Raw genomic sequence first — 24427 nt, 5'->3', positions numbered from 1 at the left:
CAGAGGAAGAAAGGGCGGGGCTCGACAAGCTCAGCCCGAACGGAAATTTGTGAAAGCCTCAGAGCAATGAAACGCCTTGCCGTCTATTGCGGATCCGCCACCCCCGCCGATCCGGTCTATATCGACACTGCGCGCCATGTCGGGCGCACGCTGGCCCAGCGCGGTATCGGGGTCGTCTATGGCGGCGGACGCCTCGGGTTGATGGGCGCGGTCGCCGACAGCGCGCTCGAAGCCGGCGGCGAAGTGATCGGGGTGATCCCCGAGGCGCTCGTCGGCAGCGAGGTCGCGCACCGCGGCTGCACCGAATTGCACGTCGTGAGCGGCATGCACGAACGCAAGCGCATGTTCACCGACCTCTCCGACGGTTTCCTCACCATCCCCGGCGGCGTCGGCACGATGGACGAATTGTGGGAGGCGATCAGCTGGGCGCAGCTTGGCTATCATGCCAAGCCGGTCGGGCTGCTCAACGCCGCGGGTTTCTATAACGATCTGATCGCGTTCAACCGGAACATGATCGACGTCGGCTTCATCCGCCCCGCCCACGCCGGGATCATGATCGTCGATGCCGGGCTCGACGATCTGCTCGCCAAGATGGCGGCCTACGAACCGCACGCGCCGATCTTTGCGATGAAGGCCGACGATCTGTAATGCGCGCAGCGGGGGTCTATGACGCGCATGCCCTCCATGGTTTTGCGCGCGACAGTATCGCGAAGGGCTCCAAAAGCTTTGCGCTCGCCAGCCAGCTGTTCGACCGCGAAACGCGGGAACGCGTCTGGTTGCTCTATGCCTGGTGCCGCGCCGCCGACGACCTCGTCGACGGTCAGGACCATGGCGGCGCGATGGCGCAGGATCATGACGCCCAGGCCGCGCTCGCCCGCATTCGCACCCTGACCGACGCCGCCTTTGCCGGACAGCCGACCGGCGACCGCGCGTTCGACGCGCTCGGTTTTCTAATCACCCAGGTTGCGATCCCGCGCGCCGTCATCGACGATATCGTCGCCGGCTTCGCGCTCGACGCCGACGACTGGCGCCCGCGCAGCGAGGCCGACCTGCTGCGCTATTGCTATCATGTCGCCGGCGCGGTCGGGGTGGCGATGGCGCTGGTGATGGGGGTCGATCCCGCCGACGAGGCGACGCTCGACCGCGCCGCCGACCTCGGCATCGCCTTCCAGCTCGCCAATATCGCGCGCGACGTCGCCGAGGATGCCGCCGCCGATCGCTGTTACCTGCCGGTCGACTGGATCGTCGAGCTCGACATTCCGCCCGGCCAGCACATGCACCCCGCCTTTCGCGGCCGCCTGTCGGTGATGGCGAAATGGCTCGCCGAAATGGCGGGGGAATATGAGGCTTCGGCGCGCTGGGGCGCCCGCAAGCTGCCGCCGCGCAGCCGCTGGGCGGTGCTCGCCGCCGCGGGCATCTATGGCGATATCGCGCGCGAGGTGCGCGCCCGCGGCGATCACGCCTGGGACCACCGCGCCAGCACGACCCGCCTTGCCAAGCTCGGCTGGATCGCGCGCGCCGGCTGGTCGGTGCTGCGCCGCCCGCCGGGCCGCCGGATCAGCCGCGACGGCCTGTGGACCCGACCGCGCCATCGGGCCGCCGGATGACCGATCTCGAGTGGCTGGCGGTCGCGCTGGGTCTCGCCAATGTCGCGCTCGTCGTGGCGCGCAGCGTGTGGAACTATCCCTTCGGCCTTGCCATGGTCTGCCTCTACGGGCTGATCTTCTATGAAACCAGGCTGTACAGCGATATGGTCCTGCAAGGCTTTTTCTTCATCGTGCAAATCTACGGCTGGATCGCGTGGCGCGCGGCGAGCGCGGCGACGCAGGTGCCGGTGCGCTGGCTCGCCCCGCGCACCCGCCTGATCTGGGGCGCCGCGATCGTCGCGGCCTGGCTCATCTGGAGCGCCGCGATGGCGCGCTTCACCGACGCCGCCGCGCCTTGGGTCGACGGTGCCATCGCGATGATGAGCGTCGCCGCGCAAATCCTGATGGCGCGGCGGATGGTCGAAAACTGGTGGCTGTGGATCGCGGTCGACATTCTCGCCATCCCGCTCTTCGCCTCGCGCGGGCTGACCCTGACCGCCGGGCTCTACGCGCTCTTCCTGCTGATGTCGCTGGTCGGGCTTTACCGCTGGCGCCGCGCCGCCGCCGAGCCGGCCCCGGCATGACGAGCGGTTTTCTGCTCGGCAAGTTCATGCCGCTCCATGCCGGGCACCAGCTGCTGATCGACACCGCGCGCGCGATGGTCGACCGGCTGACCATCCTCGTCTGCTGGCTGCCGGACGATCCGGTTCCGGGCGAGTTGCGGCGGCAATGGGTGGCTGAACTTTACCCCGATTGCGCGGTGATCGGTCACGGCGCGGTGGTGCCGCAGGAACCTGCCGACCATCCCGATTTCTGGTCGATCTGGACCGCGATCGTACAGGGCGCGCATCCGTCGGCGATCGACATGGTCTTTGCGTCGGAGCCCTATGGCGAAGAGCTGGCCGCGCGGGTCGGCGCGCGCTTCGTGCCGGTCGATATCGATCGCAGCGCCATCCCCGTGTCCGCCACCGCGGTGCGCGCCGCGCCTGCTGCGCACTGGCGCTGGCTCAGCGAACCGGTGCGGCGCCACTATCGCCGCCGCATCGTCCTCCACGGCCCCGAAAGCGTCGGCAAGTCGGCGCTCGCGCAGCGCCTCGCCCGCCATTTCGGTACCGTGGCAATGCCCGAATATGGCCGCACCTATTGCGAGACCTTCGGGACCGCGCTCGATGCCGACGATCTCGCGCGCATCTTTGCCGGCCATGTCGCGATGGATGCGGCGCTCCGCCCGCACGCCGGACCGCTGATGATCGCCGACACCGATCCGCTGATGACGCAGGCGTGGGCGACGATGCTGCTCGGCACGCGGCTGCCCGCGATCGACGCGTGGGAGGATGTTGCCGACCTCTATCTCGTCCCCGCGCTCGACCTGCCGTGGCGCGACGACGGCACGCGGCTGTTCGGCAGCGATTCGGCGCGGCGGCAATTCATGGACGCCGCGCTGTCCGAACTCGAACGGCGGCAGCTCCGCTGGGCGTGGGTCGAAGGCGAAGGCGACGCGCGGCTGCAGAGCGCCCTCGCTGCGATCGACGCGGCAGGGTTGGCCTGACGGAACCGTGCGACCGGCTCAGCCGCGCCGGCGCCCGATGCGCAGCACGGCCGCGACCCGGTCTCCCAGCCCGACCCCTTCGGCGCGCTGCACCGCGACCTTGATCGGCAGGACATAGGTGTCACCGCGCCGGAACAGCGAGGTCGTGAATTCGGTTCCGCCGATCTGCGCCGTCACCGGCACCATACCCCAGCCATAACTTGCCTCGCGCGCGGCATAATGGACCTCGCCGACCAGCTCGTCGGGCACCGGCGCGAACAGATAGGGCGGCGGCCCGCGCCATTCGATGATCTCGGCTTCGAAGGTCAGCATCAGCTGCGCGGCGCCTGCCGGCGGTAGCTCAGCGCCTCGGCGACATGGATCCGCCCGACCGCTTCGGAGCCGGCAAGATCGGCGATCGTCCGTGCGACGCGCAATATCCGTGTATAACCGCGCGCCGACAGCCGCATCGCCTCGGCCGCCTGCGCGAGCAATTTGCGCCCCGGTTCGTCGGGAGTGGCGACCGCCTCCATCAGCTCGCCGTCGATTTCGGCGTTGGTGCGCGCCTTATGCTCGGCGTAGCGCGCGGTCTGCCGCCCCCGCGCCGCGGCGACGCGCGCCGCAACCTCGGCGCTGCCCTCGGCGGGCGGCGGCAGCACCAGGTCAGCAGCGCTGACCGCCTGCACCTCGACATGCAGGTCGATGCGGTCGAGCAGCGGGCCCGACACCTTCGCCTGATAATCGGCGGCGCAGCGCGGCGCGCGGCTGCACGCGAGCGCCGGATCGCCCAAATGCCCGCAGCGGCACGGGTTCATCGCCGCAACCATCTGCACCCGCGCCGGAAAGGTCACATGCGCATTGGCGCGCGCGACGCTGACCTCGCCCGTCTCGAGCGGCTGGCGTAGCGAATCGAGCACGCTGCGCTGGAATTCGGGAAGTTCGTCGAGGAACAATACGCCGAGATGGGCCAGGCTGACCTCGCCGGGGCGCACGCGCAGCCCGCCGCCGACCAGCGCCGGCATCGACGCGCTGTGGTGCGGGCTGCGGAACGGCCGCGCGCGAACCAGCCGCCCCCCCTCCAGCCCGCCCGCGACCGAGGCGATCATCGACACTTCGAGCGCCTCGCCGGGGTCGAGATCGGGCAAAATGCCCGGCAGGCACGCCGCCATCAGCGACTTGCCGGCCCCCGGCGGCCCGACCATCAGCAGATTGTGGCCGCCCGCCGCCGCGATTTCCAGCGCGCGCTTCGCGACCTCCTGCCCCTTCACCTGCGCGAGGTCGGCCATCCGCCGCGGCTCCTCGACTTCGCCGGGGCGCGGCGGCGGCAGCAGTGCGTTGCCTTTGAAATGGTTGAGCAGCGACAACAGATCGGGCGCCGCGAGCACCTCGACATTGCCCGCCCACGCCGCCTCCGGCCCCTGCGCGACCGGGCAGATCAGGCCGCGATCCTGGCTACCCGCGTGCAGCGCCGCGAGCAGCACCCCGGGCGAGGCGGCGACGCGGCCGTCGAGCCCGAGCTCGCCGACCACCACGTAAGACGCAAGCGTTTCGGGGTCGACGACCCCCATCGCGCCGAGCAGCGCCAGCGCGATCGGCAGGTCGTAGTGCGAGCCTTCCTTGGGCAGGTCGGCGGGCGACAGGTTGACGGTGATGACCTTGGGCGGCAGCGCGAGCCCGATCGCGGCGATCGCGGCGCGCACCCGCTCGCGGCTTTCGCCCACCGCCTTGTCGGGCAGGCCGACGACGACGAAGCGCGGGACGCCCGGCGTCACCTGGCACTGCACTTCGACCCCGCGCGCCTCGAGCCCAAGATAGGCGACGGTGGAAACGATCGCGACCATGGCTGCCCCTGTCCCCCTTTTGTTCTTGACCTTGTGACGCGATTCGGCCGGAAGGTCGAGTCTTTTTCGGATGTTGGCGAACAGCCTGCCCCCGCGAAGGCGGGGGTGCCGCGGAGCGCGCGCGCAATAAGCGGTTTGACGACATACCAACTAGTCGGTATGTCGAGTCGCATGAACCCGAATCATCCCCCTGCCACCAACGCGCCCGTCCCGGCCCGCGCCCCGCGCGGCAGCGCGCGCGCCGCGCTGATTGCGGCGGCGCATGCAACGGTGCGCAGGCAGGGCTATGCGGCGACCACGGTCGATCAAATCTGCGCCGCGGCGGGGGTGACCAAGGGCGCCTTTTTCCATTACTTCGCGTCGAAGGAAGAGCTGGCGGTCGCGGCGGCCGAGGGCTGGACCGAACGCGCCCGGCCGATGTTCGAAATGCCGCCGCACGTCCGGCTCGACGATCCGCTCGACCGGCTGATCGGCCATATCGACTTTCGCCTGGCGATGCTCGACGGCCCGACCGAGGATTACACCTGCTTCGTCGGCACGATGGTGCAGGAAGCCTATGCAACCAGCGACCGCATCCGTGCCGCGTGCGAGGCGAGCATCAACGCCTATTGCGCGGCGCTGGCGCCCGACATCCAGGCCGCTATCGACGCTTACGGTGCGCCCCAAGACGTCACCGCGATCGGCCTCGCCCAACATGTCCAGTCGGTGCTGCAGGGCGCCTTCGTCTTGGCCAAAACGACGAACGACCCGGCGATTGCCCGCGGCACCGTCACCCATCTGAAGCGTTACATCCTCATGCTGTTCGGCAGAGGACAAGGCGCATGACCGACAAGGTAATTGCCGCGGCGATCGGTCCGCGCTGAACCCTTCACCCCCGAAGCCAACCCCCAAGCCCGCCAAGGAGAGATAAGATGCCCCAGATGATTTTCGTGAACCTGCCGGTGACCGACCTTGCCCGGTCGCAGGCCTTTTATGAAGCGGTCGGCGCCGCCAACAACCCCGCCTTCACCGACGACACCGCCGCGTGCATGGTCGTCGCCGAAGGGTCGATCCACGTCATGCTGCTGACCCACAAAAAATGGGCGACCTTCACCTCGAAGGCGATCCCCGACGCGCATACGACGGCGCAGGTGCTGCTGTGCGTATCGGCCGACAGCCGCGCCGACGTCGACGCGCAAGTCGCCAAAGCCACCGCCGCGGGCGGCAAGGCCGACCCGACCCCGACCCAGGAATATGGCGACTTCATGTACGGCCGCAGCTTCGAAGATCCCGACGGCCATATCTGGGAAGTGATGTGGATGGACCCGACTGCCATCCCCGCCGGCGAACCCGTCGAAGCGGCCGCCTGACCGCGCTGCGGAGGGGGGCGGACGGCGTCCTTGCCGCCGCCGCCCTCCTCCCGACCGGAGCGAGACTATGAGTTTCCAGGCCTATATGGACAATATCGAGGCGCAGACGGGCAAGTCGCCCGCCGACCTCCAAGCACTCGCGATCGCCAAGGGCCTTGCCGACGAAGCGGGCCTTGCCCCCGGCGTCAAGGCCGGCGCGGTCGTCGACTGGCTGAAACAGGATTTCGGCCTCGGCCACGGCCACGCAATGGCGATCGTCGCCTATCTCAAAGGGAAGAGGAACTGAACCATGCCCGTCGTCCCCGACAGCCCGATTGAAATCATCGCCTTCGACTGGGTGCCCGACTTCGCGCGCGGCTTCGTCCGCGATCTCCGCCCGCGCTGGGCGTGCGAGGAACTGGGGCTCGATTATGCGGAGGATCTGATCAGCGCGGTCGATCGCCCCGCCGATCATTATCAATTGCAGCCGTGGGGTCAGGTCCCAGTGCTGCGCGACGGCGACGTCACCCTGTTCGAAAGCGGCGCGATCCTGCTCCACCTCGCGGCCAGGGACCCGCGGCTGCTGCCGGCCGGCGTGCAGGCCCGTGCCGATGCGACCGCGTGGGTGTTCGCCGCGCTCAACAGCGTCGAGCCGATGATGTTCGAACTCGGCAATGTCGATATTTTCGCCAAGGACGAGGAGTGGGCGAAGCTGCGCCGCCCCGGCCTGGTCGACTTCATCCGCGGCCGATTCGCGCGTTTGTCCGATGCGCTCGGCGACAAACCCTATCTGGTCGGCGACTTCAGCATCGCCGACATCGCGATGGCGACGGTGCTGCGCGAAGGCGTCGAGGCCGGGCTGGTCGCCGAACATCCGCGGCTGGCCGCCTATCTCGATCGCTGCACGGCCCGCCCTGCCTTCAAGCGCGCGATGGACGCGCAGCTGGCATCGTTCAAGCAAGAGCCGGTCGCGGCCTGACGTTCCTACCCCCCGAAGGAGAGACAAGATGACCTATGTCGAAGGATTTGTCGTGGCGGTGCCGACCGCCAACAAGGAAGCGTATCGCAAGCACGCCGCCGACGCGGCGCCGCTGTTCAAGGAATTTGGCGTGAGCCGCATGGTCGAGGCATGGGGCGACGACGTCCCCGATGGCAAGGTCAACGACCTGAAGGGCGCGGTCCAGGCGAAACCCGACGAGACCGTCGTGTTCAGCTGGTTCGAATATCCCGACAAGGCGACGCGCGACGCCGCGAACGAAAAGATGATGAGCGACCCGCGCATGGCGGCAATGGGCGGCGACATGCCGTTCGACGGCAAACGCATGATCATCGGCGGTTTCGATTCGATCGTCGACGACAGCACCGGCGGCGCCATGGGCTACGCCGATGGTTATGTCCTGCCCGTCCCCGACGCCAACAAGGACGCCTATCGCGCGCTGGCCGAAAAAGCATCGCAGGTGTTCCGCGACCATGGCGCGACGCGTGTCGTCGAGGCGTGGGGCGACGATGTCCCCGACGGCAAGGTCACCGACTATGCGCGCGCCGCACACAAGCAGGACGGTGAGACCGTCGTCTTCAGCTGGGTCGAGTGGCCGAGCAAGGACGCGCGGGTCGCGGGCTGGGAAAAGGTCATGGCCGACGAGCGGATGCAGCCCGACGGCAGCGAGGTGCCTTTCGACGGCAAGCGCATGATCTATGGCGGCTTCGCCCCGATCGTCGAGGCCTGACGCAATAATCCTCCCTGTGGCGCTGCCATGGGGAGGATTACGAGGAGAGAGACGATGACCAAGCCATCAAATTTCATCTGGTACGAACTGATGACCCCCGACCCCGACGGCGCCGCGCGCTTTTACGGCGCGGTCGTCGGCTGGACGATCCCCGCGACGCGCGATCCGGCGGCGGGCGACATGGACTACCGCATGATCGGGCGCAGCGACGGCGGCAACGCCGGCGGGGTGCTGGCGCTCAACGCCGACATGATCGCGGGCGGCGCGCGGCCGGTCTGGCTTGGCTATCTCGAAGTCGCCGACGTCGATGCGGCGGTCGCCGCGATCGCCGCAGATGGCGGCGCGGTGCAGATGCCGGCGTTCGACCTTCCGGTCGGGCGCATCGCGATGGTCACCGATCCGCAGGGCGCACCCTTCTATATCATGGCCCCGGTTCCGCCCGAAGGTGGCGGCGAGAGCGACGCTTTCTCGGTGACCGAGCCGCAGCGCGTGCGCTGGAACGAACTCGCGACCAGCGCTCCCGACGCGGCGATCGCTTTTTATAAAAAGCATTTCGGCTGGGGCCAGGACGGCGAAATGCCGATGGGCGAGCTCGGCGCCTACCGCTTCATCCAGCGCGGCGATGTCGGACTGGGCGCGGTCATGCCGCTGATGGACGGCTATCCGGCGCCGGTCTGGTCCTATTATATCGGCGTCTATGACATCGACCGCGCGCACGCCGCGGTGCGCGCGAACGGCGGCACCGTCACCAACGAGCCGATGGAAATCCCCGGCGGCGAATTTGCGATGAACGCCATCGACCCGCAGGGCGCCCCGGTCGGCTTCGTCGGCCCGCGGACATCATAATCCCCCGGGAAAGATCAGGAGAGCGACGATGACGAAGACCCCGCTGACTTTGTGCCTCTGGTACGAAGGCGATGCCGAAGAGGCCGCCACCTTTTACACCGCGACCTTTGCCGACAGCCATGTCGGCGCGGTGCATCGCGCACCGACCGATACGCCGGGCAACAAGGAAGGCGATGTGCTGACGGTCGAATTCACCGTGCTGGGAACGCCGTGCCTCGGCCTCAACGGCCCGCCGATGTTCAAGCATAACGAGGCTTTTTCGTTCATCGTCCACACCGACACGCAGGAGGAAACCGACCGGCTGTGGAACGCGATCGTCGGCAATGGCGGACAGGAAAGCGTCTGCGGGTGGTGCAAGGACAAATGGGGCGTATCGTGGCAGATCACCCCGCGCGTGCTGCTCGAGGCGACGACGAACCCCGACAAGGCGGTCGCCAAACGCGCGTTCGAGGCGATGATGGCGATGAAGAAGATCGACATCGCGGCGATCGAAGCTGCGATCAAGGGCTGACGCGATGCTGATTTTCTATGGCCACCCCTTCTCGTCCTACACGTGGAAGGCGCTGATCGCGCTGTACGAGAAGGGGATCGCGTTCGACTATCGCCCGCTCGAAACCGAGCCGCCCTTCACCCATTATGACGAGCTCAGGTCGCATTGGCCGGTGGGGCAGTTCCCGTTGATCGTCGACAATGGGCGGCCACTGTTCGAAGCGAGCATCATCGTCGAATATCTCGACCAGCTGGTCGCCGAACCGCTGCTGGTGCCCGCCGACCCACAGGCGGCGCTGGCGGTACGGTTTCTCGACCGGATTTTCGACAATCATTTCCAGGCGCGGTTCCAGGCCGTCGTCGCCGAATATCTGCCCTTCATCACCGAGACCCCCGACCCGGTCCGCGTCGAGCGGGCCAAGGATCTGCTCGAAAAAGTCTATGGCTGGCTCGAGGCGCGGCTGGGCGACGATGGCTGGGCGACGCCGCACGGCTTTTCCCTGGCGGACTGCGCCGCGGCGCCGGCGCTGTTCTATGCAGACTGGGTGCATCCGGTCGACCCGCGATATGCGCGGGTGCGGGCGTATCGCGCCCGCCTGCTTGCGCGGCCGAGCGTGTCGCGGTGCATCGAGGACGCCCGCCCGTACCGCGGCTATTTCCCGTTCGATGTGTCGGGCCGCGATTGACGCGCGCCGTCCCATATCGCGGTTAACGCCGCGCTGACCGCACCGCTTGACGCCTTGGTAGGCGCGTCCGCGCGAAGGCGGGCGCATGATCTCGCCGACCGCCTTCCTGCGCACCCTCGTCATCGCGGCTTCGGCCGCGGTGCTGGCGTTCGCGCCGGCGCAGGCGCAGCAGGTCGTGACCGTCACCACCACCGTGAGCTGGACCTATGCCGACGAGGATGCCGATAACGCCGAGCCCGACGCGATCGACGAACAGGCCGCGCTGCTGGGTGACGAGGGGCTGAGCGGCGACGCCGACCTGGCCGCGACGCGGCGCTATGCGCCCGGCGCGACGCTGGCGACGCTCGGCCGGGCGCAGGCGCGCTTCGGACCGTTCGCGGTGATCGACGCCGCCACCGTGCGCATGGCGGGCGACGTGACATCGGCGACGCCGCGCCAGTTCGCGGCGATGCTCGCGGCGTTTCCGGGCCTCAAACAGCTGGAGATGGTCGATTGCCCCGGCAGCCTCGACGAGGAAGCCAATCTCGCCCTCGCCCGCGCGATCCGCCGCGCCGGGCTGGAAACAATCGTCCCCGCCGGTGGCTCGGTACGGTCGGGGGCGGTCGAATTGTGGCTCGCCGGCGCCGTCCGCCGCGCCGCGCCCGACGCCGAATTCGGCGTCCACAGCTGGGCCGACGAAACCGGGCGCGAGGCGAATGATTATGCGCCCAGCGACCCGGTTCACACCGAATATCTGGGCTATTACCGCGAGATGGGCATGGACGACGCGACGGCGCGCGCCTTTTACGCGCTGACCAACAGCACGCCGTTTAACGAAGTGCGCTACCTGAGCCGCGACGATATGATGCGGTTCGTCACGCTCAACTGATCATCGTTGGTCGGCCACTCCAGCACCTAGCAGTTGCCCGGGACACCATCGGCACAGTCGCCGACCGAGTCGACATCCTTTGCTGCACCGTCAACGGTATTGCACGCAGACAGGAACAACATCGACCCGCTGATCGCAAAAATCGTCAGAAGCTTTTTCATTCTCTCTCTCCGACAAAAGGGCCGACTGCCCCTAATTTCCATATTTTCGGCAACGTCGGCGTGAAAGGATCGTTCCTTCGTGTCGGTGGCGCGCTGGCCGAAGCGTTTCAAAAGACCGCTCGGCCGGAGCGAATGCGGTGTGTCGCTGCCTCGCCCCAACTGTTTTAGTCTTGCCGCAAGGCGCTATCCTACCCACATCGCCGGGCATGGCGAAGCGCAGCCTTTACCAGCGATTGCGATCGACCGCCCAGGTGCGGCTGGCGCTGTTCGTGCTTGGTGTGTTGCTGATGGCCATTTCGCCGATCGTCGGCGTGTTGCCCGGCCCCGGCTTTCTGATCCTGTTCCCGCTCGGCCTGATGCTGTGCCTGCAGAACAGCGCGTGGGCCAAGCGCGTCTATGTGCGCTTCAAATGGCGCCACCCGCGCTATGCCGGCTGGACCGACCGGGTGATGCGGCGGACCAGCGCGGCGCGGCGGCGCGGGCGCGAAGCGCTGATCGCTGCCGATGGCGAGGCGCTGGAAACCCGCCGCGATGGCCGTTGACCGCCGAATATGCTCGGGGGCAATTGACTTTCCGCCGACTCTCGCTTATCCGCGCCTCCATCGGTGGCCGCCCACGTTTGGCGGCCCTTTTCTGTTACAGCTTTTGACGAGATTTAGGGACAACCGCGATGAAGCGCACCTTTCAACCGAGCAACCTCGTACGCGCCCGTCGCCACGGTTTCCGCGCCCGCAAGGCGACGGTCGGTGGCCGCAAGATTCTCGCCAACCGCCGCGCCCAGGGCCGCAAGAAGCTGTCGGCCTGATCGCTGACGCTTCTGCGCCAGTGAAACTGGTGCGAACGCTTTCAAAACGCAGCGAATTTCTGGCCGCCAACCGCGGCCTTCGCTTTCCCATGCCCGGCTTCGTTCTGCTCGTCCGCCAGCGCGGCGACGCCGATAACGCGATGGGCATCGGCTATACCGTCAGCAAGAAGGTCGGCAACGCCGTCACCCGCAACCGGATGAAGCGCCGGCTGCGCGAACTCACCCGCGCCGCATTGCCCGAATCGGGAATCGCCGGCGCCGACCATGTGCTGATCGGGCGCCCCGGCGGCAACGACATCGTCTTTGCCGAACTCGGCGGGCATCTCGATTCGGCGCTCCAGCGCGCGGCGAAGAAATTGGCACGATGATGCTGCTTCGCCTGCCTCGTCACGGCAAAAAAACGCCAATCGCGAGTGAAGTTCGGCAGTTTTCGGGGCTTCCGGCATGATCGCCCGCCTGCTCATCCTGATTGCGCGCGGCTGGCAATTGGGCCCGTCGCGCCTGCTGCCGCCGACCTGCCGCTATTCGCCCTCGTGCAGCGCCTATGCGATTACCGCGCTCCAGCGGCATGGCGCGATCAAGGGTGGCTGGATCGCGACAAAGCGGCTATTGCGCTGCCATCCTTGGGGTGGGCACGGCCACGATCCCGTTCCGTGACGCCAAAATCCCCCGACATCAGACGATAAAGAGAGACCGAAGAGCGTGGACGACAAGCGTAATCTGATCGCGGCAATCCTGTTGTCGGTAGCCATCCTGCTGGGCTGGAATTTCGTCTCGGCGCAGTTCTTTCCGACCCCCGCCAAGCCCGACGTGACGACGACGGTCGCGGGCGCCAACGGCACGCCTGCCGCCACCCCGGCGACGCAGGGCCAGCCGAGCGCGCTGCCCACCGCTGCCGCGCCCGCCGCTGCCCCGACCACGCAGGCGATCCGCCCGGTCGAGGCCGCGCTGGCCGAAGGCAACCGTGTGCCGATCATCACCCCGGCACTGGCGGGATCGATCAACCTGGTCGGCGCGCGCATCGACGACATCACGCTGACCAAATATCGCCAGACGATCAAAAAGGATTCGCCCCCCGTCCGCCTGTTCGCGCCGGGCGGCACCAAGGCCGCCTATTTCGCCAGCCTCGGCTGGTCGGCGCAGGGCGTCGAAGTCCCCGGACCGAACACGCTGTGGACCGCGACCGGCAGCCGGCTGACCCCGACGACGCCGGTGACGCTGCGCTGGGCCAATGGCACCGGCCAGACCTTTCGCATCGAATATAGCATCGACGCCAATTATCTGATCACCGCGAAGCAGACGATCGCCAACGCCGGCACCGCCGCGGTCAGCGCGAGCAGCTTTGCGCTGATCGACCGGCTCGGCAAACCGACCGACCCGCATGAGGTCGACAGCTGGACGATCCACGTCGGGCCGACCGGCTATCTCGACGGCAAGTCGGTGTTCGACACCGATTATGACGATCTGGAGGAAGCCCCGAACCGCACCGTGCGCTATAGCTCGGCGGGCTGGCTGGGCTTTACCGACAAATATTGGCTGGCAGCGATCGTCCCGGCGACGGGCGAGCGCGTCACCGCGGCGATCAGCTCGCCGAGCGCCAACAATTACCAGACCCTGTTCGCGCGCGATTTTGCGCAGGTCGGCCCGGGCCAGCAGATCACGACCACCAGCCGCATCTTTGCCGGTGCCAAGGAAGTCGAGGTGCTCGAAAGCTATCAGGACAAGCTCGGCATCACCCGCCTGTCGAACGCGATCGATTGGGGCTGGTTCGAATTTTTCGCGGTGCCGATCTTCAAGCTGCTCCACTGGCTGTTCCTGCAGGTCGGCAATTTCGGCGTCGCGATCATGGCGCTGACCCTGATCATCCGCCTGCTGATGTTCCCGATCGCCAACCGGCAATTCTCGTCGATGGCGCAGATGCGCGTCGTCCAGCCCAAGATGAAAGCGCTGCAGGAACGGTACAAGGAAGACAAGCCGAAGATGCAGCAGGAGCTGATGAAGCTCTATAAGGATGAAAAGATCAATCCGCTGGCGGGCTGCCTGCCGATCGTGATCCAGATTCCGATCTTCTACGCGCTGTACAAGGTGCTGATGCTGGCGATCGAAATGCGCCACCAGCCGTTCATCCTGTGGATCAAGGATCTGTCGGCGCCCGATCCGCTGCACATCCTGAACCTGTTCGGCCTGCTGCCCTTCACCCCGCCGTCGATCCTGGCGATCGGCGTGATGGCGGTAATCCTGGGCGTGACGATGTGGCTGCAGTTCCGCCTCAATCCCGCCCCCGCCGACCCGGTGCAGGCGCAGGTGTTCAAGATCATGCCGTGGCTGTTCATGTTCATCATGGCGCCGTTCGCGGCCGGACTGCTGCTCTACTGGATCACCAACAACGTGCTTTCGATCGCCCAGCAGCAATGGATGTACCGCAAGTTCCCGGCGCTGAAGGCGCAGGCGGCGACGTGAGCGACGCCGAGGATCTGGCGCCGGGGGCCGACCCCGAACGGGCGGAGCGCGCGCGCAAGCTGTTTTCGGGGCCGATAACGTTCCTGAAATCGGCGCCGGCGCTCGAACATCTGCCCGCGCCCTCGATGCCCGAGATCGCCTTTGCCGGCCGCTCGAACGTCGGCAAATCGTCGCTGCTCAACGCGCTGACCAACCGCAACGGCCTCGCGCGCACGTCGGTGACGCCGGGGCGGACGCAGGAGCTCAACTATTTCGACGTCGGCGAACCGCTCGTGTTCCGGCTGGTCGACATGCCCGGCTATGGCTTTGCCAAGGCGCCGAAGGATGTCGTCAAGAAATGGCGCTACCTGATCAACGATTATCTGCGCGGGCGCGCGGTGCTCAAACGCACGCTGGTGCTGATCGACAGCCGCCACGGGATCAAGGACGTCGACCGCGAATTCGTCGCAATGCTCGACACCGCCGCGGTCAGCTATCGCCTGGTGCTGACCAAGGCCGACAAGATCAAGGCGAGCGAACTGGCCGCCGTCCACGCCGCGACCGAAGCCGAAGCCCGCAAGCACCCCGCCGCGCACCCCGAAGTGATCGTGACCTCGTCGGAGAAGGGCCTGGGGATTGCCGAGCTGCGCACCGCGGTGCTGGAGGCGGTGGAAATCTAATAATCCTCTCCCCTTGCGGGAGAGGATAGGGCAGGTTGCGGGCTTGCCCGCTACCGGACCTTGGAGAGGGGTTGCGGCCCGTCAGGCCGCGCGAGCCTTCGGCTCGCATCACCCTCTCCCAGCTTCGACTAGCCAGCAAGCTGGCAAGTCTGCGCGACCCTCCCCCGTCAAAGGGGGAGGGAAAAGGAGATCGCATGAAACTGTTCATCGGCAACAAGGCCTATTCCAGCTGGAGCCTGCGCGGCTGGCTCGCCGCGCGGCACAGCGGGCTGGCGTGCGAGGAAATTACCGTCCCGCTCTATGACGAGGACTGGTCGAACCGCCGCGAGGGCGACGAATTCGCGCCGTCGGGCGGCAAGGTGCCGATCCTGTGGGATGGCGACGACATCGTTGTCTGGGATAGTCTGGCGATCGTCGAGTATCTCAACGAAAAGACCGGCGGCACCCGCGGATACTGGCCCGAGGATATGGCGGCGCGCGCGATGGCGCGGTCGATGGCGGCCGAAATGCACTCAGGTTTCGCGGCGCTGCGCCGCGCGCACAGCATGAATATCCGCCGCATCTATCCCGCCGCCGAGCTGGCGCCCGAAGTCCAGGCCGACGTGATCCGCATCCTGCAGATCTGGGCCGAGGCGCGGGCGCGGTTCGGCGGCGGCGGCGACTATCTGTTCGGCGACTGGTCGGCCGCCGACATGATGTTCGCGCCGGTGGTCACCCGCTTTATCACCTATTCGATCGCGCTGCCGCGCTTTGCGCTGCCCTATTGCCAGGCGGTGATCAGCCATCCGCACATGCAGGAATGGATCGGCGGCGCGCAGGCAGAGGATTGGGTGATCGAGAAGTTCGAGGGGCCGGTCGCGGATTGAGCTGTCGCGGAAATGAATGCCACGTTCAGCACCGAGCGCGGCGGCCGTGCTAATAGGTGACCATGAAAAAGATCGTTATCGCCTCCGCCGCCGCGCTTGCCTGCCTCGCCGCCGCGGGCGCCGTTGCCGCGCCGCACGCCGGCGACTGGGACATCGGCCCGGTCATCCGCGGCAAGAATTATTCGGTCAACATGCCGCCGCATCCGGCGCCGACGCGCCGCGGCTGGTCGTTCGACTTCCCGGTCGGCAGCGCCGCCGCGGGCCACGTCCATTATGTGACCTATCGTCCAGGCTCGCTCGCGGGCAAGTCGCAGATCGTCGTGCGCTACCGCGTCGATGCGGCGCCCGGTACCCGCTTCGTGCCGCAGGCGAACCCCGACCGCCCGGCGACGGTGTCGCTGTATGTCCAGCGGCGCGGCGACAATTGGAACGCGCGCGGCAATTACCAATATTATCGCTGGTTCGCGCCGAGTCCGACGGTGAAGCCGCTGGCACCGGGCGTCCACGAGATGACCGTCCGCCTCGACGACCCCTGGTGGCTGTCGGTGCTGGGCAAGCCCGCCAGCAGCAATCCGCGCGCGCTCGCCGCCGCGCTGCGCGATGCCGAGCGGATCGGGCTGGTGTTCGGGGCCGAAAATGCCCGCGGTCACGGCGTCTATGCGACGCGGCCGGCGCGTTTCACCCTGCTGAGCTTCGACATCCGCTGAGGCCGGGCGCTGAGGCCGGGCTCTGAGATCGGGCGCTGAGTCACGGCGTCCGCTTGGCCGGATAGGGCGTGCCGTCCTTGTGCGTATAGCCGTCGGGCGTGAACAGCATGTCGATGTCCGAATAGCCGCCGCCGGTGTCGTGCGCCTTGCCACCGCCCAAGGCGACGAAGACGCAGTCGGTTTCCGATTCGTTGATCAGGTGATGGCCGTTGGTGCTGCCCTTCGGCCACACTGCAATGTCGCCGGGGCGCATGACCTGGCGCCCGTCGTCCTCGACCAGCACCGCCTCACCGGCGATCATCACCAGCATTTCGTCCTCGCCGTCGTGCCAGTGGCGCTGCGACGACCAGGCGCCGGGTTTCAGCACGACATGGCTCGCGGCGAAATCGCTGAGGCCGGTCAGCGGCGCGAGGCGGCGGTACCAGCGTCCCTGCACCGGCGCGTCATAGGGGGCGGGATAGCCGGTGGCGTTGGTTTGCGGGATCGTATCGAGATCGACTTTGGGCATGACACCTCCTTGCTCCCTTCATATCCGTTCGCATCGAGCAAAGTCGAGATGCCCATCGGCAGCGCGCGAACGCTAGGTGTCTCGACTTCGCTCGACACGAACGGGTAAGGGGTGGTCATGACATCGAATATCGACCCTGTAGAACTCGCCAAGGCGCTGATCGCCGCCCCGAGCATCACCCCCGCCATGGGCGCGGTGTTCGATGTGCTCGAGGCGGCGCTGACCCCGCTCGGCTTCACCGTCGAGCGCTTCATCGACGGGATCGAGCCCGATGGGCCGGTCGAAAACCTGCTCGCTGTGCGGCGGGGCAGCGGCCCCGTCCATTTCGGCTTTGCCGGCCACCTCGACGTCGTGCCGCCGGGCGTCGGCTGGACCGGCGACGCGTTCGTCCCCGACGTGCGCGGCGATCTGCTTTACGGTCGCGGCGCGGTCGACATGAAGGGCGCGATCGCGGCGTTCGTCGCGGCGGCGGCGGCGACCCCGGTCGATGCCGGGACGATCAGCCTGATCGTCACCGGCGACGAGGAAGGCCCGGCAATCTTCGGCACCCGCGCGCTGATGGCGCATATGGATGCGCGCGGCGTCCGCCCCGACATGATCCTGGTCGGCGAACCGACCTCGGTGAACCGGCTCGGCGACATGGTGAAGATCGGCCGGCGCGGGTCGGTCAATATCTGGATCGACGTGCCCGGCACGCAGGGGCATGTCGCCTATCCGCACCTGGCCGACAATCCGATCCCCAAGCTGGTCAAGATATTGGCAGCGATCGACGCGGTGGCGCTTGACACCGGCAACGACTGGTTCCAGCCGTCGAACATCGAATTCACCGATATCGAGGTCGGCAACGGCGCGACGAACGTCATTCCGGCATCGGCGCGCGTGCGGCTGTCGATCCGCTTCAACGACCAGCATCGCGGCGCCGATCTGGTCGCGATGATCGAACGCATCGCGCTCGGGGTCGAACCCGCCGCCAAGGTGGTCGGCAAGATTTCGGGCGAAGCCTTCCTGACGCCGCCGGGCGAATTGTCCGAACTGGTCGCCGAGGCGATTCATGCCGAAACCGACATCGTGCCGGACATGTCGACGACGGGCGGTACGTCCGACGCGCGTTTCCTGCATGCGCTGTGCCCGGTGGTCGAGTTCGGGCTGACCAATGCGACGATGCACAAATTGGACGAGGCCGTCGCGGTGGACGATCTGTCCCGGCTCACCGCCATCTATCGCGGAATATTGATGCGCGCTTTGCTTTAGGCCGCGCGCGTCAGGTTCAGGAACACATCCTCGAGGTCGGCCTCGCGCGTCGAGACGTCGACGATGCCGTGCCCCATCGCGTTCACCGCGGCGAGCACAGCGCCCGCGTTCATCCGGTCCTTGTTGTAGCTGATCGCAAGGCCGCGCTCCCCCTCGCGCTCGACCTTGTCGAAGGCGGGATGCGTCGGCAGCACGGTGATATCCTCATCGAGCGTCACGACGACGATCTTCTCGCGCGCCATGTCGACCAGCTCGCGCGTCGGCTTATTGGCGATCAGCCTGCCATGGTTGATGATCGCGATGCGATCGCACAGCTGTTCGGCTTCCTCCAGATAATGCGTCGTGAGCACGACCGTGACGCCGCGGTCGTTGAGCGACTGGACATAGGACCACAGCTGCTGGCGCAGTTCGATATCGACCCCCGCGGTGGGTTCGTCGAGGACGATGATCGGCGGCGAATGCACCATCGCCTTCGCCACGAGCAGCCGCCGCTTCATGCCCCCCGACAGCGTGCGCGCATAGGCGTCGCGCTTGTCCGACAGATGAACCGCGGCGAGCAGCGCGTCCGAAATGCGCTTCGCCCTGGGCACGCCGTACAGCCCCGCCTGATTCTCGAGCGTCTCAAACGGCGTGAAAAACGGGTCGAAGACGATTTCCTGCGGCACGATGCCGATCGAATATTTGGCGTTGCGCGGATCGGCGTCGATGTCGAAGCCCCAGATGCTCGCCGACCCGCTGGTCTTTTTGACCAGCCCGGCCAGGATATTAATCAGCGTCGACTTGCCCGCGCCGTTCGGCCCGAGCAGCCCGAAGATCTGCCCGCGCGGCACGTCGAAGCTGACGTTGTCGAGCGCCTGTTTGCCGCCGGCATAGATTTTGGAGACGGCGTCGATGCGGATGGCGGCTTCACTCATGGCGCCTGCCATAGCCGCCGGCCCGCGCCGGCGAAAGGGGGCGCCGGACATCATTGTCGATGCCATGTTAAACATATTTTCGTCCTTCGCCGATAGGGACGGCGATGTGAGGACCAGACACACCCATAACCCGCAGCCCGTGCTGCGCGGCATCGCCGCCTGTGCGCTGTTGACGGCTGCGGCCGCCGCCGCGCCGGCCCAGGCCCAGGCCAGTTCGCAGGGCGAGGCGGAAGCCATCGTGCTGCGACCGCTCTCCTTCTTCAAGGTCAACGATCTCGAGTTCGGCGACATCATCGCCTCGGGCACCGCGGGAACGGTGACGCTGCGACCCGACGGCTCGCGCGCCGCGACCGGGGGCGTGACCCTCGCCGGTGCCGGGGGCGAACCCGCGCGCTTTGCCGGGCTCGGCAGCTTCAACCGCCAGGTCAATATTTCGCTCGGCTCGAACACGATCTGGATCACCGGCCCGGGAACGCGGATGCGGGTGCGGACGTTCGAGATCGGCAGCACTCCGACTGCGGTCCTGTCAACGTCGCCGACGCGCTTCCGCATCGCCTCCGCGCTCGGCAACTATAATTTCCCGGTCGGTGCGACGCTGGAGGTCGGCGCCAATCAGGCGCCGGGCGATTACAGCGGCACCTTTACCATCACCCTGAATTATCTCTGATCGGCTCCGTGGGGGGAGGGCGGCACCGGGGACCACCGGCGCGCGAGCGCTGGCCGGTGCCGCCATGGCCTCACCTTGCATCATAAACGCACGCGCACAGCCGATTGCCGACCCGCTTTCCGCTTGCTATGGGCGCGGTCGATGACCCAGCCCGCGCCCGAGACGATCCGCACGCCCAAAACCCGCATCGCCTGCGACGGCACTGGCGACGGCCTCGCCGATGCGGCGCTCGGCCATCCGCGCGTCTGGCTGGAAATCGACACCGACGACGGGTTCGCCGACTGCGGCTATTGCGACCGGCGCTTTGTCCTGATCGGCGGGATCGCCGACAAGAGTTGAGCTTCGGCGGGATCGCCGATCGGACCTGACCCCGCGCGCCGGACGTAAACGGCCTCTTTACCAAGCTTCTGCATCAACGACTCACCTCCGTCGGGCATAGTCTGTGCCAGACAGGAGCAGAATCGTGGGGATTCGAGGGACCAGACGCTGTCGGGGTGCATTGCGCGCCCTGACCATCGTCGCTGCGGCGGCCAGCGCGGCGCTGTGCGCGCCGGCGCAGGCGGCCGACACCGACGTCACCGTGAATGCGGCGATCGTCCGCCCCAACACGCTCGTCAAGACCAACGACCTCGATTTCGGCACCCTGACCAGCGGCCCGACCGGCGGCACGGTCGCGGTGAACGCGGTCACCGGCGCGCGCACCACGACCGGCGGCGTGACCCCGATCGGCAACGGCGCGCAGCGCGCGACCTTCGTCGGCACCGGCGGCATTTTCCTGATCACCGTGTCGGGCAGCACCTCGGTCACCCTGACGCGCGCCGGTGGCGGCGCCCCGACGATGACCGCCAGCCTGACGCGCGCGGCGAGCACCAGCGGCGGCGGCATTTCCCTGCTCGGCTCGACGCTGCTGCCCAGCGGCGTCCAGACCTATTATATCGGCGGCACGCTGACCGTCCCGGCGAACCAGCCGGCGGGCGATTACAGCGGCACCTTCACGCTGACGGTCAACTATCTCTGACGCGCCGTTTGCGGACGGGCATCCGCGCGCCTATATCGGCCCGATGACAAGCCCCACCGACCCCCGCCGCTTCCTGTACCGCACCGACGCGCTCGACCCCGATCTGGCGCAGGCGCTGGCGCGCGAAGCGCTCGCCAAGGCCGACGACGGCGAGCTTTACCTGCAATATCGCGCGACCGAAAGCTTCGGGTTCGACGACGGGCGCCTCAAGACCGCCGACTATTCGACCGACGCCGGCTTCGGGCTGCGCGCCGTATCGGGCGAGATGACCGGCTTTGCCCACGCCAGCGACATCAGCGCCGGGGCGATCCGCCGCGCCGCCGAGACGCTGGCGTTGCTCGATCCATCCAGCCAGCCGCACGCCGCGCCGCCGGCGCGCACCAACCGCCATCTCTATGACGAAGCCAACCCGCTCGACCTCATCCCCTTCGCGAAAAAGGTCGCGCTGTGTCAGGAGGTGGACGCCGCCGCGCGCGCCCGCGATCCGCGCGTCGTCCAGGTGTCGGTGGCGCTCGCCGGCAGCTGGTCGGTGGTCGAGATCGTCCGCGCCGACGGCTTCCTCGCGACCGACATCCGCCCGCTCGTCCGCCTCAACGTCTCGATTGTCGTCGAAGAAAATGGCCGCCGCGAATCGGGCTATTTCGGACTCGGCGGCCGCTACATGTACGATCATCTTTTCGAACCCGCACAGTGGAACCGCGCCATCGACGAAGCGCTGGCGCAGGCCCTGGTCAACCTGCGCGCGGTCGATGCGCCCGCGGGCGAGTTCACCGTGCTGCTCGGCCCCGGCTGGCCCGGCGTCCTGCTCCACGAAGCCGTCGGTCACGGGCTTGAGGGCGATTTCAACCGCAAGGGCACTAGCGCCTTCTCGGGCCGGATCGGCGAGCGCGTCGCGGCGGCCGGCGTGACCGTGGTCGACGATGGCGCGATGGACAGCCCGGTCGGCGGCGGCCGCCGCGGCTCGCTCAGTATCGACGACGAGGGCACCCCGACCGGCGAGACCGTGCTGATCGAGGACGGCATCCTCAAGGGCTATATGCAGGACCGCCTCAACGCCCGCCTGATGGGGGTCGAGCCGACCGGCAACGGCCGGCGCGAGAGCTTCGCGCACGCACCGATGCCGCGGATGACCAACACCTTCATGAAGGGCGGCAGCGACGATCCCGCGGAACTGCTCTCGCGCGTCAAGAACGGCATCTTCGCCAAGAGCTTCGGCGGCGGACAGGTCGACATCGTGTCGGGCAAGTTCGTCTTCAGCTGCACCGAGGCGTACAAGATCGAGAATGGCAAGTTGGGCGACTCGATCAAGGGCGCGACGCTGATCGGCGACGGGCCGAGCGTGCTGACCAAGGTCATGGGCATCGGCAACGACATGGCGATCGACGAAGGCATCGGCATCTGCGGCAAAGGCGGCCAGAGCGTCCCCGCCGGCGTCGGCCAGCCGACCCTGCTGGTCAGCGGGCTGACCGTGGGCGGCACGGCCTGATTTCCTTCTCCCTTGATGGGAGAAGGATACGCAGTCTTGCCGTGAAACGGCTAGGCGAAGTTGGATGGGGATGATGGCGCGTCCGTCCGCCCCCGTTTCAGGCCGAGACCACACCCCCTCCGCTGCGACGAGCCGGCAAGCTGGCAAGTCTCGCTGCCTCCCCCATCGAGGGGGGGGTGTGACGCACCTCACTTGGCGCACCGCCTTCGCCCGCCTATAGTCCGCTCAACAGAAAAGAAATCGGGTCGCACCATCCGCCGGGCCTTTCCGGCAAGAGGGAGGATATCCATGCGATCAGGTCTGCGTTTCGTTTCCGTTGCCGTCATCGCCGCGATGCTCGCTGCCGTCCCCGGGTCGGCGCAGCGGACGAGCGGTCCCAAGGAGCGTTATGAAATGGACGTCGCGACGGCGTCGGGCTTTGCCGCGATGGCGGCGGGCGGGCGCGGCGGCATGGGCAGCGCGCTGGGCATGATGTTCGGCGGCGGCCCCGACAATCAGGTCGCGCGCACGCTGGAACTGCGCCTGGGGTCGAACCAGGCGCCGACGAGTCCGCCGGTGCGCGCCGATCATTTCTTCCAGCCGCAGGCCAAATTCGGCAAGTCGCTGCCGCTGTGGGGACCCGAACCGGGCAAGCCCGTCCCCCGCGACGACGGCAACGAGATGCCCGATAATTTCGAGCGTCCGAAGGGCCGTCTGCTGCTGTTCTGGGGCTGCGGTGCCAAGGCCGGGCCGGGCCAGCCGGTGGTGATCGATTTTGCCAAAGTCGCCGCCGGGCAAGTGCCGCCGAACCTGTTCAGCTCGACCGTCCCGCGCATCCGTGAGGTGATCGCCGGCAACAGCGCCGCCTATGCCGACTGGCCGAACAGCAAATCGTCGAAGCCGGTGCCGCGCGACAGTTCGCTGATCGGCGCGCATCGCATCGCCGGCAATGTCGGGCCGGAAATCAATTTCACCCTCGCGCAGGATTATATGCCCGCGCTCAGCGCCTCGACCGCGCAGCAGGGCGACGGGTCGGTGCTGGTGCGCTGGAACCCGCTCCAGCCCGCGACCGGCTATGTCGCCTGGGCGTTCGGCGGCATGGACCGCGGCGAATCCGGCGGCGACATGGTATGGTGGACGAGCAGCAACGCGCGCGAATTCGGCGGTGGCCTCTGGGACTGGTTGCCGCCAGCAACGGTCGCGGGGCTGGTCACCAAAAAGATCGTCATGCCGCCGGCGCAGACGAGTTGCGTCATCCCCGCCGAGGTCAAGAAAGCGTCGGGCGAGATGATGATCGGCAACCTCAACGCCTTTGGCCCCGAAGCCAATTTTTCCTATCCGCCCAAACCCGCGGGCAACGCGCCGTGGAATATCGACTGGACCGCAAAGGTCCGCTTCCGCTCGCACACGATGCTGATGGTCGGCGCCGATTTCGGTGGCATGGGCGGTATGGGCGGCATGTCGGGCGGCAACGACGCGCCCGCCGAAAAGCCGAAGAAAAAGAAGTGCAAGGGCCCGCTCGGCATCCCGCTGCCCGGCGGCGCGTGCTGATCGTCGCGGGGAACAGCCGAGTCAGCCCCTGTTCACGCGCCTGCCGTTATTCTTGCTGCCGAGGGTAGGCTATGTTGAAAACAGGAGTCATATCATGCGTCCGCTGATCCCCGCGCTACTCGTTGCCGCCGCGGTTGCGGCCACGCCCGCCGCCGCGCGCGAAAAGCTCGCGCCCGAAGCCGAGCTCGCCAAGATGCTCGAAGGCCGCGTCGCCGGCGAACCGCGCAACTGCATCTCGCTGTCGTCGGCGCGCAGTTCGACGATCGTCGAAGGCACCGCGATCGTCTATCGCGTCGGCAGCACATTGTGGGTGAACCGCCCGAAGAGCGGCGCCGAGACGCTCGACGAGGACGATATTCTGGTGACCAAATTGACCGGCAGCCAGCTGTGCAGCATCGACACCGTTCAGCTGCGCGACCGCACCAGCCAGATTTATGCCGGCTTTGTCTCGCTGGGCGAATTCGTGCCCTATCGCCGCGCCAAGGCCGAATAAGCC

Annotated in this window: 33 protein-coding genes; 28 read left to right on the top strand and 5 right to left on the bottom strand. The window is 67.3% G+C overall.

What is annotated here, in order from left to right; all coding sequences use genetic code 11:
* The first annotated feature begins 66 nt into the window (after positions 1-66).
* The 4 genes from HEQ22_RS16485 to HEQ22_RS16470 are packed head-to-tail and all read left to right on the top strand — an operon-like array spanning position 67 to position 3135.
* Complete coding sequence (locus tag HEQ22_RS16485) at positions 67-648, top strand: TIGR00730 family Rossman fold protein (protein ID WP_432768920.1); 582 nt, start codon at positions 67-69, stop codon at positions 646-648.
* Positions 648-1607, top strand: a complete 960-nt coding sequence (locus HEQ22_RS16480; protein ID WP_432768919.1) for a phytoene/squalene synthase family protein — start codon at positions 648-650, stop codon at positions 1605-1607. The genes HEQ22_RS16485 and HEQ22_RS16480 overlap by 1 nt, the downstream gene beginning before the upstream one ends.
* On the top strand, positions 1604-2170 hold the full coding sequence (pnuC, locus tag HEQ22_RS16475) for a nicotinamide riboside transporter PnuC (RefSeq protein ID WP_432768918.1): 567 nt from the start codon (positions 1604-1606) through the stop codon (positions 2168-2170). Before HEQ22_RS16480 ends, pnuC begins: the two co-directional genes overlap by 4 nt.
* A complete protein-coding gene (locus HEQ22_RS16470; protein ID WP_432768917.1) occupies positions 2167-3135 on the top strand; it encodes an AAA family ATPase in 969 nt (322 codons plus the stop codon). Before pnuC ends, HEQ22_RS16470 begins: the two co-directional genes overlap by 4 nt.
* A gap of 18 nt (positions 3136-3153) precedes the next feature.
* Here HEQ22_RS16470 and HEQ22_RS16465 read toward each other — a convergent pair whose 3' ends face one another.
* Both HEQ22_RS16465 and HEQ22_RS16460 read right to left on the bottom strand, forming a co-directional pair.
* Positions 3154-3447, bottom strand: coding sequence for a DUF1905 domain-containing protein (locus tag HEQ22_RS16465; protein WP_432768916.1), 294 nt, complete (start codon positions 3445-3447; stop codon positions 3154-3156).
* Positions 3447-4955, bottom strand: coding sequence for a YifB family Mg chelatase-like AAA ATPase (locus HEQ22_RS16460; protein WP_432768915.1), 1509 nt, complete (start codon positions 4953-4955; stop codon positions 3447-3449). The genes HEQ22_RS16465 and HEQ22_RS16460 overlap by 1 nt, the downstream gene beginning before the upstream one ends.
* Before the next feature lie 171 nt (positions 4956-5126).
* On the opposite strand from HEQ22_RS16460, the gene HEQ22_RS16455 reads away from it, so the two are divergent.
* From HEQ22_RS16455 to HEQ22_RS16415, 9 genes are all read left to right on the top strand, one after another.
* Entirely contained in the window at positions 5127-5780 is a 654-nt protein-coding gene (locus HEQ22_RS16455) for a TetR/AcrR family transcriptional regulator (protein WP_432768914.1), read from the top strand.
* Between the two features lie 86 nt (positions 5781-5866).
* Positions 5867-6304: a VOC family protein gene (locus HEQ22_RS16450; protein WP_432768913.1), complete on the top strand. Its 438-nt coding sequence runs from the start codon at positions 5867-5869 to the stop codon at positions 6302-6304.
* Between the two features lie 67 nt (positions 6305-6371).
* On the top strand, positions 6372-6590 hold the full coding sequence (locus tag HEQ22_RS16445; RefSeq protein WP_432768912.1) for a DUF4287 domain-containing protein: 219 nt from the start codon (positions 6372-6374) through the stop codon (positions 6588-6590).
* A 3-nt stretch (positions 6591-6593) separates the two neighbouring features.
* Positions 6594-7262: a glutathione S-transferase family protein gene (locus HEQ22_RS16440; RefSeq protein WP_432768911.1), complete on the top strand. Its 669-nt coding sequence runs from the start codon at positions 6594-6596 to the stop codon at positions 7260-7262.
* Between the two features lie 28 nt (positions 7263-7290).
* Positions 7291-8010, top strand: coding sequence for a DUF1428 domain-containing protein (locus HEQ22_RS16435; protein ID WP_432768910.1), 720 nt, complete (start codon positions 7291-7293; stop codon positions 8008-8010).
* Between the two features lie 54 nt (positions 8011-8064).
* A complete protein-coding gene (locus HEQ22_RS16430; RefSeq protein ID WP_432768909.1) occupies positions 8065-8856 on the top strand; it encodes a VOC family protein in 792 nt (263 codons plus the stop codon).
* A 28-nt stretch (positions 8857-8884) separates the two neighbouring features.
* The gene (locus tag HEQ22_RS16425) at positions 8885-9367 is read left to right on the top strand and encodes a VOC family protein (RefSeq protein ID WP_432768908.1); all 483 of its coding nucleotides are present in this window, start codon (positions 8885-8887) and stop codon (positions 9365-9367) included.
* 4 nt (positions 9368-9371) lie between these two features.
* Positions 9372-10031 carry a glutathione S-transferase family protein gene (locus tag HEQ22_RS16420; protein ID WP_432768907.1) on the top strand — a complete coding sequence of 220 codons (660 nt, stop codon included), beginning with the start codon at positions 9372-9374 and terminating at the stop codon, positions 10029-10031.
* A gap of 85 nt (positions 10032-10116) precedes the next feature.
* A complete protein-coding gene (locus HEQ22_RS16415) occupies positions 10117-10899 on the top strand; it encodes an alpha/beta hydrolase (protein ID WP_432768906.1) in 783 nt (260 codons plus the stop codon).
* Between the two features lie 26 nt (positions 10900-10925).
* On the opposite strand, the gene HEQ22_RS16410 is transcribed toward HEQ22_RS16415, so the two are convergent.
* Positions 10926-11060, bottom strand: a complete 135-nt coding sequence (locus HEQ22_RS16410) for an entericidin A/B family lipoprotein (RefSeq protein ID WP_432768905.1) — start codon at positions 11058-11060, stop codon at positions 10926-10928.
* Positions 11061-11266: 206 nt separating this feature from the next.
* Here HEQ22_RS16410 and HEQ22_RS16405 point away from each other — a divergent pair, with 206 nt between their 5' ends.
* The 8 genes from HEQ22_RS16405 (at position 11267) to HEQ22_RS16370 (ending at position 16557) form a co-directional block, all read left to right on the top strand.
* The gene (locus HEQ22_RS16405; RefSeq protein WP_432768904.1) at positions 11267-11602 is read left to right on the top strand and encodes a hypothetical protein; all 336 of its coding nucleotides are present in this window, start codon (positions 11267-11269) and stop codon (positions 11600-11602) included.
* A gap of 128 nt (positions 11603-11730) precedes the next feature.
* Complete coding sequence (gene rpmH, locus HEQ22_RS16400) at positions 11731-11865, top strand: 50S ribosomal protein L34 (protein WP_039570342.1); 135 nt, start codon at positions 11731-11733, stop codon at positions 11863-11865.
* 20 nt (positions 11866-11885) lie between these two features.
* A complete protein-coding gene (gene rnpA / locus HEQ22_RS16395; RefSeq protein ID WP_432768903.1) occupies positions 11886-12233 on the top strand; it encodes a ribonuclease P protein component in 348 nt (115 codons plus the stop codon).
* Between the two features lie 76 nt (positions 12234-12309).
* Positions 12310-12522: a membrane protein insertion efficiency factor YidD gene (yidD, locus tag HEQ22_RS16390; protein WP_432768902.1), complete on the top strand. Its 213-nt coding sequence runs from the start codon at positions 12310-12312 to the stop codon at positions 12520-12522.
* Between the two features lie 45 nt (positions 12523-12567).
* Entirely contained in the window at positions 12568-14325 is a 1758-nt protein-coding gene (gene yidC / locus HEQ22_RS16385) for a membrane protein insertase YidC (protein WP_432768901.1), read from the top strand.
* On the top strand, positions 14322-14984 hold the full coding sequence (gene yihA / locus HEQ22_RS16380) for a ribosome biogenesis GTP-binding protein YihA/YsxC (protein WP_432768900.1): 663 nt from the start codon (positions 14322-14324) through the stop codon (positions 14982-14984). Before yidC ends, yihA begins: the two co-directional genes overlap by 4 nt.
* 194 nt (positions 14985-15178) lie before the next feature.
* The gene (locus HEQ22_RS16375) at positions 15179-15850 is read left to right on the top strand and encodes a glutathione S-transferase family protein (RefSeq protein WP_432768899.1); all 672 of its coding nucleotides are present in this window, start codon (positions 15179-15181) and stop codon (positions 15848-15850) included.
* Positions 15851-15912: 62 nt separating this feature from the next.
* On the top strand, positions 15913-16557 hold the full coding sequence (locus HEQ22_RS16370; protein ID WP_432768898.1) for a hypothetical protein: 645 nt from the start codon (positions 15913-15915) through the stop codon (positions 16555-16557).
* 40 nt (positions 16558-16597) lie between these two features.
* Here the strand turns inward: HEQ22_RS16370 and HEQ22_RS16365 are convergent, their stop codons facing one another.
* Positions 16598-17065: a cupin domain-containing protein gene (locus tag HEQ22_RS16365; protein ID WP_432768897.1), complete on the bottom strand. Its 468-nt coding sequence runs from the start codon at positions 17063-17065 to the stop codon at positions 16598-16600.
* A gap of 117 nt (positions 17066-17182) precedes the next feature.
* Here HEQ22_RS16365 and dapE point away from each other — a divergent pair, with 117 nt between their 5' ends.
* Entirely contained in the window at positions 17183-18316 is a 1134-nt protein-coding gene (gene dapE, locus HEQ22_RS16360; RefSeq protein ID WP_432768896.1) for a succinyl-diaminopimelate desuccinylase, read from the top strand.
* Here the strand turns inward: dapE and HEQ22_RS16355 are convergent.
* Entirely contained in the window at positions 18313-19230 is a 918-nt protein-coding gene (locus HEQ22_RS16355) for an ABC transporter ATP-binding protein (protein WP_432768895.1), read from the bottom strand. The two genes, dapE and HEQ22_RS16355, sit on opposite strands and share 4 nt — an antisense overlap.
* Before the next feature lie 106 nt (positions 19231-19336).
* Here HEQ22_RS16355 and HEQ22_RS16350 point away from each other — a divergent pair, with 106 nt between their 5' ends.
* The 6 genes from HEQ22_RS16350 (at position 19337) to HEQ22_RS16325 (ending at position 24424) form a co-directional block, all read left to right on the top strand.
* Positions 19337-19897 (top strand): DUF4402 domain-containing protein, encoded by a 561-nt coding sequence (locus tag HEQ22_RS16350; RefSeq protein ID WP_432768894.1) that lies wholly within the window; start codon positions 19337-19339, stop codon positions 19895-19897.
* 141 nt (positions 19898-20038) lie between these two features.
* Positions 20039-20236, top strand: coding sequence for a zinc-finger domain-containing protein (locus HEQ22_RS16345; protein WP_428632176.1), 198 nt, complete (start codon positions 20039-20041; stop codon positions 20234-20236).
* A 160-nt stretch (positions 20237-20396) separates the two neighbouring features.
* Positions 20397-20915 (top strand): DUF4402 domain-containing protein, encoded by a 519-nt coding sequence (locus tag HEQ22_RS16340; protein WP_432768893.1) that lies wholly within the window; start codon positions 20397-20399, stop codon positions 20913-20915.
* Between the two features lie 43 nt (positions 20916-20958).
* Positions 20959-22401: a metalloprotease TldD gene (tldD, locus tag HEQ22_RS16335; protein WP_432768892.1), complete on the top strand. Its 1443-nt coding sequence runs from the start codon at positions 20959-20961 to the stop codon at positions 22399-22401.
* Positions 22402-22689: 288 nt separating this feature from the next.
* Positions 22690-23931, top strand: a complete 1242-nt coding sequence (locus HEQ22_RS16330; RefSeq protein ID WP_432768891.1) for a hypothetical protein — start codon at positions 22690-22692, stop codon at positions 23929-23931.
* Between the two features lie 94 nt (positions 23932-24025).
* Entirely contained in the window at positions 24026-24424 is a 399-nt protein-coding gene (locus tag HEQ22_RS16325; RefSeq protein ID WP_432768890.1) for a hypothetical protein, read from the top strand.
* The last annotated feature ends 3 nt before the right edge of the window (positions 24425-24427 follow it).

This window comes from Sphingopyxis sp. (assembly GCF_050916055.1).
GTDB lineage: Bacteria > Pseudomonadota > Alphaproteobacteria > Sphingomonadales > Sphingomonadaceae > Sphingopyxis.
The sequence above is the reverse complement of the archived record's forward strand: the minus strand, read 5'-3'. Positions and strand labels throughout refer to the sequence as shown.